The 14,797-nt window shown below is 67.2% G+C and carries 12 protein-coding genes; 6 read left to right on the top strand and 6 right to left on the bottom strand.

The genetic code is table 11. From position 1 onward, the window contains the following. Positions 1-144: 144 nt before the first annotated feature. The gene (locus FS320_RS17830; protein WP_152713170.1) at positions 145-684 is read right to left on the bottom strand and encodes a DUF6790 family protein; all 540 of its coding nucleotides are present in this window, start codon (positions 682-684) and stop codon (positions 145-147) included. Between the two features lie 116 nt (positions 685-800). After that, entirely contained in the window at positions 801-1,298 is a 498-nt protein-coding gene (locus FS320_RS17825; protein ID WP_152713173.1) for an MmcB family DNA repair protein, read from the bottom strand. Between the two features lie 136 nt (positions 1,299-1,434). Between FS320_RS17825 and FS320_RS17820 the strand changes: the two genes are divergently transcribed. Continuing rightward, the gene (locus tag FS320_RS17820; RefSeq protein WP_202882871.1) at positions 1,435-2,292 is read left to right on the top strand and encodes a GNAT family N-acetyltransferase; all 858 of its coding nucleotides are present in this window, start codon (positions 1,435-1,437) and stop codon (positions 2,290-2,292) included. Positions 2,293-2,482: 190 nt separating this feature from the next. Here FS320_RS17820 and FS320_RS17815 read toward each other — a convergent pair whose 3' ends face one another. Continuing rightward, positions 2,483-3,037: a tetratricopeptide repeat protein gene (locus FS320_RS17815; protein ID WP_152713169.1), complete on the bottom strand. Its 555-nt coding sequence runs from the start codon at positions 3,035-3,037 to the stop codon at positions 2,483-2,485. 262 nt (positions 3,038-3,299) lie between these two features. Between FS320_RS17815 and FS320_RS17810 the strand changes: the two genes are divergently transcribed. The 5 genes from FS320_RS17810 to FS320_RS17790 all read left to right on the top strand — a co-directional run bounded on the left by FS320_RS17810 (position 3,300) and on the right by FS320_RS17790 (position 10,014). Then, positions 3,300-5,846: an ABC transporter ATP-binding protein/permease gene (locus tag FS320_RS17810; protein ID WP_152713168.1), complete on the top strand. Its 2,547-nt coding sequence runs from the start codon at positions 3,300-3,302 to the stop codon at positions 5,844-5,846. 95 nt (positions 5,847-5,941) lie between these two features. Further along, complete coding sequence (locus FS320_RS17805; RefSeq protein WP_152713167.1) at positions 5,942-6,850, top strand: MBL fold metallo-hydrolase; 909 nt, start codon at positions 5,942-5,944, stop codon at positions 6,848-6,850. A 13-nt stretch (positions 6,851-6,863) separates the two neighbouring features. Further along, entirely contained in the window at positions 6,864-7,871 is a 1,008-nt protein-coding gene (locus tag FS320_RS17800) for an NAD-dependent epimerase/dehydratase family protein (protein ID WP_152713166.1), read from the top strand. A 206-nt stretch (positions 7,872-8,077) separates the two neighbouring features. After that, positions 8,078-9,076 carry an MraY family glycosyltransferase gene (locus FS320_RS17795; RefSeq protein ID WP_152713165.1) on the top strand — a complete coding sequence of 333 codons (999 nt, stop codon included), beginning with the start codon at positions 8,078-8,080 and terminating at the stop codon, positions 9,074-9,076. Then, complete coding sequence (locus FS320_RS17790; protein WP_152713164.1) at positions 9,073-10,014, top strand: NAD-dependent epimerase/dehydratase family protein; 942 nt, start codon at positions 9,073-9,075, stop codon at positions 10,012-10,014. The genes FS320_RS17795 and FS320_RS17790 overlap by 4 nt, the downstream gene beginning before the upstream one ends. Here FS320_RS17790 and FS320_RS17785 read toward each other — a convergent pair. The 3 genes from FS320_RS17785 to FS320_RS17775 all read right to left on the bottom strand — a co-directional run bounded on the left by FS320_RS17785 (position 9,947) and on the right by FS320_RS17775 (position 13,923). Continuing rightward, positions 9,947-11,911 (bottom strand): nucleoside-diphosphate sugar epimerase/dehydratase, encoded by a 1,965-nt coding sequence (locus FS320_RS17785; RefSeq protein WP_152713163.1) that lies wholly within the window; start codon positions 11,909-11,911, stop codon positions 9,947-9,949. The genes FS320_RS17790 and FS320_RS17785 overlap by 68 nt on opposite strands. Positions 11,912-12,136: 225 nt before the next feature. Further along, positions 12,137-12,922 (bottom strand): ABC transporter ATP-binding protein, encoded by a 786-nt coding sequence (locus FS320_RS17780; RefSeq protein WP_152713162.1) that lies wholly within the window; start codon positions 12,920-12,922, stop codon positions 12,137-12,139. Further along, positions 12,919-13,923, bottom strand: coding sequence for a FecCD family ABC transporter permease (locus FS320_RS17775; protein WP_152713171.1), 1,005 nt, complete (start codon positions 13,921-13,923; stop codon positions 12,919-12,921). The genes FS320_RS17780 and FS320_RS17775 overlap by 4 nt, the downstream gene beginning before the upstream one ends. Positions 13,924-14,797: the final 874 nt, after the last annotated feature.

The raw sequence follows: 14,797 nt of genomic DNA, 5'->3' as shown, positions 1-14,797 counted from the left end.
CCCAACAGCTCCAGCACCAACCGCTTCAGATCGGCGTTCGACAGGCCATCAAGATCCGGGGCCGGTGACATGCAGGGGATTGAATCAGAATTGTCGCTGCGCCGGAACCCCGACCCGCCAGCTCAGCCCGGACTTTTGCCAATGTTACGGAAAAGCCGGCCTCGGCATCCCTGTCCCTGTGATCGTCTCGACCCGTCGCCGCATCCCTAGCAGGACAAGCCCGAAGACCGGCAGCAGGATGTCCGTGTAGAAGATCACGCCGGCATTGCCGGGAGCGTAGTTGTGCGCCTCCACCATCTGCATCGCGTGACCGGCCGCGGCCCCCCACAGGAAGCAGGCCGGGCCGACGAGCGCGGCCAGGCGCATGCCGGTGCTGCCTTTGAACGCCATGAATCCCACGACGGAAAATCCGAGGCTCGCGAAGCCGACTTCCTTCTGGAACGGGCTGGTCTGCCAGCCGATGAACGCGGCCGCGGTCTCGGAGAAGAAGACGTGCATGATGAAATTGTAGAGGAAGCTGATCCCGAGCGAGAAGAACAGGAACCAGGACAGCAAAGCCTCGACGAGTGTGGCGCGGCCCCAGGGGCGCGGGTGTCGCAGCAAGGCGACGAGCGAAGCCACGAGCCCGACGCCGAAAAGGGTCAGCGTGAAATTGCTGAGCAGAAACCTGATGGCCTGTTCCATGATCGCCCCACCATCCTCCCAGCCTGAGAGGCCGCGGGAAGAGTGAAACCCGGCCTCCTGTCATGCAACCGTTCGAAACGGACGTGCACAGAAATCACGCTGCGGCAGCGCAGGCCTCAGAGACGCCCGTCCGCGACCCGGTCCGGATCGGCCAGGGCATGGAGCAGCGATGCGGCCGAATGGGCGAACCGCAGGGTCACGGCCTTGCGGCGCGCGCCGGCGAGCGGATGGTGCGCCGCCTCCCGCATGATCGCCGCCCCGAAGCTGTCGGCGATGATCAGGCCGCGATCCTCCGGCAGGATGTCGAAGGGCACGGTTTCCGGCACGGCGAAGTAGAACCGGTCGCAGAAATCCTCGTAATCCGGCCATTTCCGGTCGGCCCGGAAATCCGCCACGCTCGACTTGATCTCGATGATCGTGAGCGCGCCGTCGGGCGCGAGCGCGATGAGATCGGCGCGCCGGCCGTTGGCGAGGGTGAATTCCGGCAGGGTCACATGGCCGAGTTGCGAGAACAGGCGGCGCACGCCGCGCTGGACACCGGCGGCAACGGTGGATTGGCGGCCGTCGGCGGGCAGGACGATGGGACGGGAAAGGATGGCAGGCGAATCGGACATGGCGTCTAAGGTACTGGCCCGCGGTGAACCCGCAACGGTTCCATTGTCGCGCTTGCGTCGTGTCTCGACGTGCATTCTATTCTCGGATCGATTCATGCAGCGGGCTCTCTCACGGGAGCACCCGACGAGGCCGGACATGACCCTCGAAAACCCGGACGATCTGACGATCCGCGTCATGACCCGTCAGGACCTGGATCTGGCGATCGACTGGGCTGCGGCCGAGGGTTGGAATCCAGGGCTCAACGATGCCGCGTGTTTCCAGGCGGCCGATCCGGCAGGCTTCCTGATGGGCTGTTTCGGCGACGAGCCCGTCGCGTCGATCTCGGTGGTCCGCTACGCCGGAACCTTCGGCTTTCTCGGCCTCTACATCGTCCGGCCGGACCGGCGCGGGCGCGGTTTCGGCCATCGCCTGTGGCGGGCCGGCATGGATTCTCTCGGCGATCGCACGGTGGGTCTCGACGGCGTCGTGGCCCAGCAGGAGAATTATCGGAAATCCGGCTTCGCCCTGGCGCACCGCAACGTGCGCTTCGGCGGCACCCCACAGGTCGCAGCGCCCCGGGACGAGGGCCTGAAGCGGGTCAGCCCTGAGATCGTGGAAGCCGTTCTCGCCTACGACCGACCGTTCTTTCCCGCGCCGCGCGAGGCATTTCTGCGCTGCTGGCTCAAGCCCGAGGCGCGCGATGCCTTCGCGTTCGTGGAGGACGGGATCATCAAGGGCTACGGCGTCATCCGTGCCTGCCGGAGCGGCTCCAAGGTCGGGCCGCTCTTCGCCGATGGCGAGCGCGAGGCCGATCTCCTGTTCCGGGCGCTCGCATCCGAGGCGAACGGCGATGCGGTCTTCCTGGATCTGCCGGAGCCGAACCAGGCCGCCGTCCGGCTTGCCGCGCGCTATGGCCTATCGCCCGCGTTCGAGACGGCGCGGATGTATCGCGGCCCGGGACCGGACCTGCCGCTTTCGCGAACCTACGGGATTTCGACCTTCGAGCTGGGATGAAGGATCGCGTCCGGAGACGAACGGACCGATTCCAACTTCCTCCGTCATCACCGGCCTTGTGCCGGTGATCTCGATTGGAAAAGTACCGCGCTTCACCTCACCGTCATGGCCGGCCTTGTGCCGGTGATGACGGTGAGAGATTGCTGTCTTCACCGAGGCATCGTGCGGCCGATCGGCTCCGCGCGAGGCGCTAATGCAGCATGAGATGATGCGGCGACAGGTTCTCCAGCATGTCGCGCAGATCGTCCATGTGCGGGTTGATGGACAGGGCGATCTGAAACGCCGCGCGGGCCTCGTTGAGATGGCCGTTGCGCAGGCAGATATTGCCGAACCCGGCGATGGCGCCGAAATGGCGCGGCTCGAGCCGCAGGGTCTGGGCGATGTCGAGCAGGCTGTCCGCGTCGCGGTTCTCGATGGACGCGAGCGTCGCCCGCTTGTTCCAGGCCTCCGCCCAGCCGGGGTACTTGGCGACCAAATGATCGAGCAGGGGCCGGGCGGTCTTGAGCGATCCCGAGCCCATGGCCTCCACGGCCGCCATCATGGTCTCCTCGGCGAGGCGGTCTTCGTGGGATCCCCACAGGGCCCAGATCTGGTCCTCGATGTCCTCGACCGGACGGGCCGGCTCCGACGAAGCCAGTTCCTTGAAGAGCCTCGTCAGACGGCGCGGCAGATCCGGACTCGGCGTGCGGGTCGGAACCTCGAGGACGAGCTGGAAAACCGGGTCGAGCGGCAGGGGAGACGTCATGGACAGGCTCACCGATCCTCCGTGAAAGGCAGCAAGGGGGATGACATAGAGTTGAGGCGCGGCGCGGCGAGGGGCAACCGGCGCATCGCGCGGAAAAGTGGATCCGGTTTTCCGCGAAGATCGATGCGCCGCTTGAGGAATGGAGCCTCGGACCGCCCTGTTTTGTGCCGGAGCGCATTTTTTAACGGCCAAGCTGATCCCACTCGTCAAAAAATGCTCTAGGCTCTATCAAAGTCACCGAACCTGATCGTTGGAGTTGTCCTTGGGAGTTGTCGTGGAGCGCGACCCGCTGCGCCTGGCGTGGAAAACATCTCCTTTTCGCCATTTCGTCGGATTCAGCCTTCTGGCCCTGGCAGGCCTTCTGATCCTTGTCGGCTTCGATCTGGTGCGCGTCGTCGTCGACCGCGCGACCGGGGGAGCGGGCGGCTGGAATGCGCCAGCCTCCTTCCTGCGGATCGCCATCTCCCCGCCGGCCGGTCTCTGGCCGGAACCCATCGTCCTGTTTCCGGGCGTCCTGCTGGGCCCCGAGGCTTTCGCACTGGCGTCGATCGTCGGCATCCTGCTCATTCCCGTGCTCCTCGGCCTGATCCTGATCGGATTCGAATGGCTCGTGGTCGGCATCGGTTTGAGGATGCTCACGAAAACCCAGTCGGCGGCCCTCGACGTCATCCTGAAGGTTCCCTCCGCCTCCCATGACGAGATTGCCGTGGTGACGGCGCTCGCCGCCCGGGGCCTGGCCCGCGAGAGCGGCGTGCTGGGCTCCAGCCTTCTCATGCCAGTGAAGCTGGGCGGGATGATCGGGCTCGCCTGCGCCTATGTCTTCGTCATGGACTGGCACCTCGGCGCCACCCTGGCACTGGTCCTGGCGCTGGGCGCCATCGTGAGTGCCCGCCGCTCCCTGCTGCGGTTCGACGCCACCGCCGCCCGACACCGGGAAGGCGACGAGGCCGAGGGCGTGTTCGCGGAGCTGGAGCACCGCATCCCGGCCCTGCGCGCTCACGGCACTGCTCCCTACGAGCGGAACCGGGTGCGTGAGGCGCTGGTGCTGAGTCATCGCCCGGTGATGAGGTGGGAATACCGCCTGGCCCTGGCCGAGGCGGCCACTGCGGCCGTGCTCATGATCGCCCCCCTGTCGGTGCTGGCCCTGGGCGCCTGGTTCTCGCAGACCCGTCCGGTGACGGCAGGAACGGTCGCGGCCTGCGTGCTCGCGGCGGCGCTTGCCGCCTATGGCACCCGGGAGGTGGTCCAGTGGCACCGGCTCACCTTGAGGGCGCGGGCGCTGCTCATCGATCTCGGCAGAGGATTGGGTCCCTTGAAGCTGCGCGCGGCGCTGAAAGGAAGGGCTGCCCTGCCCGAGAGCGGCGCCCTCGTGGCGCAGGGCGTCTCGGCCTACGACCCTGCCAGCGGCGCGCGGGTCTCCTCGGTCAACCTCACCCTCGCCTTCCCGTCCCATGTGGCCCTGGTCGGCGACGGGGATGCCGGCCCGCGGCTCCTCGCGGCGCTCATGAGCGGTCAGATTCCGCCGTCGCTGGGCCGCCTCACCTATGGCGGCATCGATCTCTCCGCCGCCGATCCGGTGGAACGCAGCCGGCGCATCGCCTTTTCCGGCAACACGGTCCTGATCGAAGGCAGCCTGAGAGACAATCTGCTCTACGGCGCCTCCGCGCCGGAGAGCGAACTCGACCACCGTCTCTCCGAGGCCATCGTGGTCGCGGGTCTCGACCGTCTGACCCATGCCCGCGGCCTGTCGGGAACCATCGATCCGGCACGGGAGCCGAAGTTCGCCGCCGCCATCGTGGAAGCGCGCCGCGCCGTGCAGGCGGCGCTGGCGGCCGAGCAGCTCGACCGCTTCGTCGATCCCTTCAGCGCCATGCGCTACAACCGCTATGCGACCATCGGCGAGAACCTGCTGTTCGGGAAGCCCATCGGCGACTCGTTCCAGGAGGATCGCCTGTCGAGCCATCCCTTCGTCCGGGCGATCCTGGAAGCCAACGAGCTGACCAAGCCGCTCGCCCGGATGGGGCTTTCGATCGCCACGAGCATGATCGAGATCTTCTCCGACATCCCGGATGGATCCCCGCTCTTCGAGCGCTTCTCGTTTTTCTCTGCGGCGGATCGGCCCTACTTCCAGGATCTCGTCGACCGAAAGAACGAGCAGCGGCGCAGCGACCAGACCTCGCGGGACCGGGGGCGCCTGATCGGCCTCGCTTTGCGCTACAACGAGAGCCGGCATCGCCTGGGATTGCTCGAAGCCGGCTTGGAGGAACAGATCCTCGTCGCCCGCGCCGATTTCGCCCGCATGCTGCCGGTGAGCCTGAAGTCCTCGATCGAGTTCTACGACGAAGAGCGCTTCTGCGCGGCGGCCAGCATCCAGGACAACCTGCTCTTCGGGCGCATCGCCGCCGATCAGGCCGGCGCTCTCGAGTCGGTGCAGGAGGTGACGCGCCGGGTCCTGACGCAAAGGGGCCTCGACGGCGAGGTCTCGCGCATTGGGCTCGACACGCCCATCGATCCGCATGGCGACGATCTCACCCTGAGCGAGGTTGCCGCCGTCGACCTGGTGCGCGGCCTCGTGCGCCGGTCGAGCATCCTGGTGGTGCAGCGAGCGCTCGACGGGCTGCCCGGCCCCGCCGCCGACAAGCTCGTCGTCAATCTGCGCCGCGCCCTCGTCGGACGCGGGCTGATCCTCGTGACGCCGTCGATCTCACCGGCCATGGATCAACCGCCCTTCGACGCTGTTATCCATTTTGAGCGGGGCGAGCCGGTGATGGATCGCCGCACCAGAACCCTGGAGGCGCTGAGTGCGTGATATTATTTACCTTGACCTGCCGTCCCGCTCGGGGGCAGCTTATTGATGTGCGCTAGCGCACATAAGCAGGGTTTTCGATTGGCCATGATCCTGAAATGATAAGGCGTGTTGCATCCTCTGACGCGTTGCAGGTCCGGTTCTGGGGCATACGCGGCTCCACCTGCGCATCCGGTCCTCAGTTCGTCGAGTTCGGCTCGCACACCCCCTGCATCGAGGTCCGTTGCGGCGAGCGCCTGTTCATCCTCGATGCGGGCACCGGCCTGTCCGCCTTCGGCAGCGAACTCGGCCCTGCCGCGCCCGAGAAGATCGACATTCTCCTGAGCCATCTTCATCTCGACCACATCAGCGGTCTTCCCTTCTTCAAACCCGCTCTTCTCGCCAAGGAGCGGGTGATCCGCACCTATTGCGGCCATCTGGAGGGGGAAAGCGCCATGGAGCCCCTGAGCCGCCTCTTCTCACCGCCGCTCTTCCCCGTGCGCCTCGGCCAGCTCCCCGCCCGTTTCGAGCATCACGGCTTCAGGGCGGGCGAGCCGCTCATCCTCGACGATGGGACGCGGATCGAGACCCATCTTCTGAACCATCCCGGCGGGGCAACAGGCTTTCGCATCAGCCATCGGGGGCGCAGCATCTGCTACGTCAGCGACGTGGAGCACAGCGACCCCTGGCCCGACCCCAGCCTCGCCGATTTCGTGCGCGACACCGACCTGATGATCTTCGATGGCATGTTCTCCGACGCCGAATATTCCTATTGCCGCGGCTGGGGCCATTCCACGTGGCAGAAGGGCGTCGAGCTTGCGCAAAGCGCCGGCGTGAAGGCGCTGGCGATCTTCCATCTCTATCCCGGTCATGACGACGCCTTCCTGAAAGCCGCGGAGGCCGAGATGCAGGCCGTCATGCCCACCGCCTTCATGGCCCGCGAGCGCCAGGCGCTCGCCTTCGAGCCGGTGGAAGAAGAGATGGTTGCGGATCGGGCCAAGGCCGCTAAGGTTCCCGCCACCTTATAAGGCGGGTCCTTTCATGACAGCTCCCATCCTCGTTACCGGCGCGGCAGGCTTCATCGGTTATCACGTGGTACAGCGGCTTCTGGCCGACGGCCATCAGGTGGTCGGCGTCGACAGCTTCACGCCCTATTACGACGTGAGCCTGAAGGAGGCCCGTTTCGGGAACCTGACCCCGCACAACACCTTTCTGGGCGAGAGCCTGGATCTTTCCGACGCGCAGGCGACCCGCGACCTGTTTCAGCACCACCGTTTCGAGAAGGTGATCCACCTCGCGGCCCAGCCCGGGGTGCGCTTCGTCGATCCGCAGCCCTATGCCGCCTCGAACCTGATGGGCTTCATGAACATGCTGGAGGCCTGCCGGCACGGAGAGGTCCGGCACCTCGTCTATGCCTCGTCGAGCTCGGTCTACGGGGCCAACCGTAAGCTGCCCTTCTCCGAGCACGACATCGCCGATCACCCGATCAGCCTCTATGCCGCCACCAAGAAGGCGAACGAGATGATGGCGCATTCCTATGCCTCCCTGTTCGGGCTGCCGGCGACGGGCCTGCGCTTCTTCACCGTCTACGGCCCCTGGGGCCGCCCCGACATGGCGGTCTACAAGTTCACCCATGCCATCGCGGAGGGGCGCGAGATCCAGGTCGCCAATGCGGGACAGGTCTGGCGCGACTTCACTTACGTGGATGACATCGTGGAGGGCATCGTGCGGCTGGTGGAGCGGGTGCCCGTGCCCGATCCCGCCTGGAATGCGGACTTGCCCGATCCGGCCATCAGCCCGGCGCCGCACCGGGTCTACAACATCGGCAACGACAGTCCGGAAGAAGTGAACGACCTCATCGCCCTGATCGAGAATGCGCTCGGCAAGAAGGCGAAGCGCGTGGACGTTCCGCTGCCGCCCGGCGACGTGCTGGAGACCCGCGCCGACGTGACCGACCTGCGCCGGGACGTGGGCTTTGCGCCGTCCACCACTCTCGAAGAGGGTGTGAAACGCTTCGTCGCATGGTATCGCGGCTATCACGGCGCCTAGCGCATCACGCGGGAGCCCGGGATCCGCGACACGAAGTCCGCGTCAGCGGAAAGTGGGCCCGGTTCTCCGCGCCCAACGATGCGCCCGTCAGCAAATGGCATCGGATGGATCCCAAAAGCGGTTTCCACTTTCGGGTTCGATACTCTAAGCCGAACCCTGGCGACGGCCCCGCCTGTCGTCATGCGTCCGCCCGGTAAAGTCCGCTCATGCTCCTTCTTGCCCTGCCAGCCTCGGCTCTCCTCTCGGCCCTGCTGATCGTCGTGTTGAAGCCGCTGCTCGTGCGCTATGCGCTGGCACGCCCCAATGCGCGCTCCAGCCATCGGGTTCCAACTCCTCAAGGAGGCGGCATCGCCGTCATCGGAGCAAGCCTCCTGGTGACAGGCGTCGCCCTGCTCGTCCACGGCTGGCCCGGAGGCATCCTGGCCATTGTGGCCGCGGCCGCCGTGTCGCTCGCGCTGGTCGGCGCGGTCGACGATATCCGGCCGCTGCCGGCGGGTCCGCGCCTCCTGCTCCAGGCCTTGGCGGTGGGAGCGGTGGTCTGGGTCAGCGAGGCCCGTGTCCTGCCGGACGCGATCCCCCTGAGCCTCGAGCGTGCGGTTCTCATCGTCGGCGGCGTCTGGTTCGTGAACCTCGTCAACTTCATGGACGGCATTGACTGGATCACAGTGGCCGAGATGGTGCCCGTGACCGCCGCCGTCGCCATGCTGGCGACGATGGCCGGCGCGCCGATGGCGGTGGTCGGCCTGGCCCTGGCCCTCTGCGGCGCCCTTCTCGGCTTCGCCCCCTTCAACAGGCCCGTCGCCCGGCTCTTTTTGGGCGATGTCGGCTCGCTGCCCATCGGGCTTCTCGTCGGCTGGATGCTGCTGCAGCTCGCGGGCACGGGAGCGCTCGCCGCGGCGATCCTGCTGCCGCTCTATCACCTGATGGATGCCACGATCACCCTGCTGCGCCGCCTCGCCCGCGGCGAAAAAGTGTGGGAGGCCCATCGCAGCCACTTCTATCAGAAAGCCAGCGATAACGGTTTCTCCGTGATGTCCGTGAGCGCGCATGTGTTCGGCCTCAACCTTGTCCTGGCCGGCCTCGCCGCTATGACCCTTGTCTGGCCCTCGGGCGCGGTGCAGATCGCGACGCTCGTCGCAGGCGCCGTTCTCGTCGGCCTGGTTCTCAGGCGCTTTTCTCAGCCCAGACTGGAGGTTTCCCGATGAACGCACCCCTGATTGCCCTGACCGGCGCCACGGGTTTCATCGGACAGCACCTTCTGAACGAGCTGCCCAAGCGCGGCTATCGGGTCCGGGTGCTTCTGCGCCGCCCGTCCGAAGTGCCGGTCGGCGCGTCGAGCGCAGTGATCGGCGACATCGCCTCCCCGCACAACATGGCGGCGGCCCTGCGCGACGTGGACATGGTGATCCACTCGGCGGGTCTCGCCCATGCCATGTCGGGACGGCCGGAGGACGATTACCGGACCATCAACACGGAGGCGACCGTCAGGCTCGCGCAGGCGGCCGAGCGGGCGGGGGTGAAGCGCTTCGTGTTCCTGTCCTCGATCCGGGCCCAGACCGGTCCGACCGCCGAGGGCGTGCTGACCGAGGCTGAGGCACCGCAGCCCACCGATCCTTACGGCCGCTCGAAGCTCGAAGCCGAGCGGGGCCTCGGCGAACTCAAGCTCGATTGGGCGGCGCTTCGTCCCGTCCTCGTCTACGGGCCCGGCGTGAAGGGCAACATGGCGGCGCTCCTGACCCTGGCGCAGTCGCCCTGGCCCTTGCCGCTCGGCGGCCTGAGCGCCAAGCGCTCGCTGCTCTGTCTCGACAATCTGGCGGCCGCCGTGGACACGGTGCTGAAGGCGCCAGGCCCCTTGCGGCGTCCCTTCATCGTGGCCGATCCGGAGCCCGTTACGATTCCCGAAATGGTCACGGCACTGCGCCGGGGTCTCGGGCGCGGACCGGGGCTGATCCCAGTGCCGTCCTTCGTCCTGAAGGGAGCCGCCGCCCTCGTCGGCCGGGGCGAGGCCTATGAGCGACTGGCGGGCTCGCTGGTCGCGAGTCCCGAAGCGTTGAGGAACCTGGGCTGGCAGCCGGTCAGTTCGACGCGAGACGCGCTTGCGGAACTGGCGCGACAGACGGAGGCGCAGGCTTCCGGCGCTTGAACTCCGGAATCGCATCCTCGAACACCTGCTCCGCCAGGACACGGTCGCCGTTCGCGATGGCGCGGGCGAGGACCTGCAGCCACTGATCGACCCGGTCGCGGTCGGCGAAGATGGGCTTGGCCGCCATGACGCCGTCGATGCCGATTTCCGTGCGCGGCTCCTCGCGGGCGAACAGGATCTCGTGCAGGCGCTCGCCGGGGCGCGTGCCGGTGACGGCGATCTCGATGTCCTCGCCGGGTTCGTAGCCGGCAAGCCGGATCATGCGCTCGGCGAGCTCATAGATGCGCACCGGCTGGCCCATCTTGAGCACATAGACCGAGGCGCGCTCGTCGCCGTTGGTGCGCTCCGTCACGGCGCGGCTCTCCTCCGCATGGGAGGCCGAGGTGAGCACGAGATCCGCCGCCTCGCGGGTGGTCATGAAGTAGCGCACCATGTCGGGATGGGTGACGGTGATCGGCCCGCCGCGGGCGATCTGCGCCTTGAACTTCGGCACCACGGAGCCGACCGAGCCCAGCACGTTGCCGAAGCGCACGGCGATGATGCGGGTGGCGCCGTTGCGGCCCATGAACTCGGCATCGAGAGCCTGCCCGTACATCTCGGCGAAGCGTTTGGTGGCGCCGAGCATGGAGACCGGATCGATGGCCTTGTCCGTGGAGATCATCACGATGGTGTCGGCACCGGCTTCCACCGCCGAATCGGACACGTTCACCGAACCGAAGACGTTGGTCTTGATCCCTTCCGTCCAGTTCTTCTCGAGATAGGGCACGTGCTTGAGGGCCGCCGCGTGGAAGACCACCTCGGGCCTGAACTCGGTCATCACCTCGCGCACCCGCTCCCGGTCGCGCACGTCGGCGATGACGCCGTCCACGTTGGTGTCGCTCGACAGAAGTGTCGGGTTTTCCAGAATGTGGTGCAGGGACGGCTCGGAGCTTTCGAGGATCAGGAGATCGCTGGCGCCGAAGGCGACGACGCGGGTGCATATCTCCGACCCGATGGAGCCGCCGCCGCCGGTGACCAGCACGCGCTTGCCGCGGATGAAGTTTTCGAGCCGTTTCCGGTCGATCTGCACCGTGGGACGCAGGAGCAGATCCTCGATCTCCAGCGGCGCGAGCTCGGCATCGCGCATGCCCTCTCCGAGACTCGTGACCCGCACCAGCGGCAGGCCGAGACGGCGGGCGCGGGCGAGCAGCATGTCCGGGTTCGCCTCCGGCATCAGGGCGCTCGGCGTCGCCAGCAGGCGGCGGATCGGCGTGCCCCGCTCTTGGAAATCCTGAATGACCTGGTCGAGATCGCCGAAGGTGCCCAGCACCGGGACGCCGCGCATGGATTGCCCCAGGTCGTCGGTGCGCCAGGACAGGATGCCCTTGGGCTGCGTCTTCTTGACCGTGCCGGCCTCGATGGCCCGCAGGATCACCTCGACGTCGCTGCCGCGCCCGAGCAGCAGGGTCGGGGTGCTGGCATCGCGCTGCAGGGTATTGCGCGAGCGGGCGTACTTCAAATAGCGGAAGGCCAGCCGCGGGCCGCCCAGCAGGAACATCTGGATCAGCCAGTAGAGGGCGATCGTGATCTTGCCGAAGAAGAAGGTGCCCCGGAACTGCGGCGAGACGAGAACGTAGTCGACCACCAGCAGGGCAACGGCCAGAATGGTCGCGGCCCGGAAGATGTTGAAGAGATCCGGCAGAGACGCGAAGCGCCACTTGGACCGGTAGAGCTGGGATAACCAGTAGACCACGCCGGCAAAGGCGATGAAGGGCGGCAGAAAGACCGGCAGATGAGCCAGACGCTCGTCCAGGAGCGGGCCTTCGAAGCGCACGTAAAAGGTCGCGAGGACGGCCACACCCGTCATCACGAGATCATGCGCGATAATGAGCGCTTTCTTGAGACCCTGCCGCTTCATAGTCCTGCCATACCCTCGAGCATCGGACCCAAAAGTGGACTTGCACTTTTGGGATCCATCCGATGCTCAAATTTTGAGCGGCGCATCGTTGGACGCGACCCGGAGGGCCGCGTCAGCGAAAAACCGGATCCACTTTTCCGCACGATGCGCCAGTCTCGGGGTATCGGCTGGGCTCACCTCTTTGTCAATGTAAGACCGTCACAGGCGGCCTGCGCGCAAATGCCGTTATCCGGCGTCTGGCAAAGGGCCTTCCGCCACCACCAGGAGGCTGCCCGCCTGCCTCAGAACCCGAGCCCGGATGCCGAAGATCGCGCCGAGCCGTGCCTCGGTCAGAACCGTCTCCGGTGGACCGAAAGCTTCGACTTTCCCCTGGTGCAGCAGCACGATGATATCGGCGAAGCGGGCGGCCAGCGTCAGGTCGTGCATGATGGCCACCACCATTGCGCCGGCCTGGGCGCGCTGTTTCAGGACATCGAGCACGACGAGCTGATGGCGCGGATCGAGGGCCGCGACGGGCTCGTCGACCAGCAGCACGGGCGCCTGCGTCGCGAGAGCGCGGGCCAGAAGCACCCGGGCGCGCTCGCCGCCGGAAAGGGCCGTGGCAGGCCTTTGAGCGAAGCCCTGGAGTCCAACAGACTGGAGCGCGGTCGCGACCGCCTTCCGGCCGGCCTCCGACAGGCTGTCCGGCTTTTCTCCATGGGGCAGGCGGCCGAGCGCGACGACGCTCGCCACCGGCAGGGGCCAGGCCACGCCGCCGCCCTGGGGCAGATAGGCGATGGAGCGCGCCCGCTCGGAGGCGCGCATCCTGGCGACGGCAGCACCGTTCAGGATGACATCGCCCCGGGCAGGCTTGGCGAGCCCGGCCAGGCATCGCAGCAGGGTCGTCTTGCCGGCGCCGTTGGGGCCGACGATCACCGTGAGGCGGCCCGGCTCCAGGGACAGGTCGATCCGGTCGAGAGCCCGGCGGGCGCCGAGATCCACCGACAGGGAGCGGGCTTCGAGACGCATCATGCGGGCGTCTCCACCAGCTCCGCCTTGCGCCGGGCGATCACCCAGAGGAAGAACGGGACGCCGAGCAGGGCGGTCAGCACGCCGATCCTGACCTCCGCGCCGGAGGGAATGAGGCGCACGGCGCAGTCCGCGGCAAGCAGGAGGGCTGCACCAGTGAGGCCCGCGGGAACGAGGGTGCGGGCCGGATCGTAGCCCACGAAGGGGCGCACCAGATGGGGCACCACGAGGCCGACGAAGCCGATGGAGCCGGCCACGGCCACCGAGGCTCCCGTCCCGATGGCGGCGCCTGCGACGATCAGACCCCGCAGGAGCGGCACGTTGATCCCGAGGCTTTGCGCCGTGTCCTCGCCGAGCGCCAGCGCCCGCAGGCCCGGCGCCGCCGACAGGATCAGCCCCGAGGCCAGGAGAACGAAGGGCGCGGCAAGCCACACATGGACGATGGACCGGTCCTCGAACGAGCCGAGGAGCCAGAACACGATCTCCGTCACGGCGAAGGGATTGGACGAGAGGCTGACGGCCAGCGACGTGCCCGCTCCCGCCAGAGAGCCGACGGCAAGCCCCGCGAGAACGAGCACCACGATGGTGGCCCCCCGTCCCGCGACCGCCACGACCAGGGCGATGGACAGGAGCGCTCCCACAATCGCCGCGAAGGGCAGGGCCCAGGACAGGGTGCCGATCAGCCCGGAATAGATCACGAGCACGGCCCCGAAGGCTGCCGCCTGGGGCGCGCCGAACACCGCCGTGTCGGCAAGCGGATTGCGCAACAGGCCCTGCAGTCCCGCGCCCGAGAGGCCGAAGATCCAGCCGATCAGCAGGGCGAGAGCCGTCCGTGGCAGGCGGATCTCCCGCACCACGATGCTGGCCGCCCCCTGATCCGACACGAGCGCCTTCAGGGCCAAGGGCACCGTGATCTGCGCCGGGCCGGTGACCAGGGAGGCGAGGCTCAAGGCCCCGATGAGGACGATCAGGCCGGGGATGAGGGACGACCGGGTGAGGAACATGAGTGGCGGTTGCGTTGCTGCTTCCGGATAGAGCATGAAACGCGCCGATGACAAACATGCCTCATGGCGTCGTTCCAGGGCTGAGGAGCGAATTCCAGATCCTGTGGCGAGTGTGGCGCTTTCTTCCTCTCCCGTGGGGAGTGGGAGACCGGACAGTCGGCATCATCAGGCGAGCGGGACACGGGCAGGCTGTCGCAGGTGGGGGACGATCCCCTTCCCGTCCGCTGCGCGCTCCTTCAGGCAGGACCCGATCCTTGGTCACGCTCTCCTTTGTCCTGCTCCCCCGTCCTGGCCGTCCCCGGACTCGGCCCGGGACCGATCCCGGGCCATCCCGCTTTCAGACCCATGGCCCGCATCCTGAGGAGCAGCCGTGAGGCTGCGTCTCGAAGGAGGGTCCGGAAGAGCCCTGAACTCCTCCTTCGAGACGCCGCTTGCCGCGGCTCCTCAGGATGAGGGCGAGAGACACGATCGGGATCACGGCCCTCCTAGACACGCTCCCCCGTCATGGCCGGGCCTGCCCCGGCCATCCCGATCCGGTGAGGTGCTTCGCTTTACGGATCGGGATCACCGGCACAAGGCCGGTGATGACGGGGAGGATTATAGCTAGGCCTGCGAACTATGTTCTCATTTTGTTCTTGGCACTGTGTATCATCTGGGCTCGACCCGTGCTCATCCCGGTCCACGGGGCGCGCGCTCGCGAGGCGTCGCAGATGTGGGGCGGGGAGCGGTCCTGCAGCAGGCCTCGCACGCCGGTTGGCGGGAGGCCCTTGGCAGCCCTGTGCTGGTCCAAGTCGAAACGCCTAACAGTCCCGCGTGCGAAGAGGCATCCTGGCTCTTCCCATTCCCATACCCATCGAGCCGGGCTGCCCAGCGC

It is taken from the genome of Microvirga tunisiensis (genome assembly GCF_009296175.1).
Classification (GTDB): Bacteria; Pseudomonadota; Alphaproteobacteria; order Rhizobiales; family Beijerinckiaceae; genus Microvirga; species Microvirga tunisiensis.
Note: the sequence above shows the minus strand (reverse complement) of the source record. Positions and strands in the feature narration are given on the sequence as shown.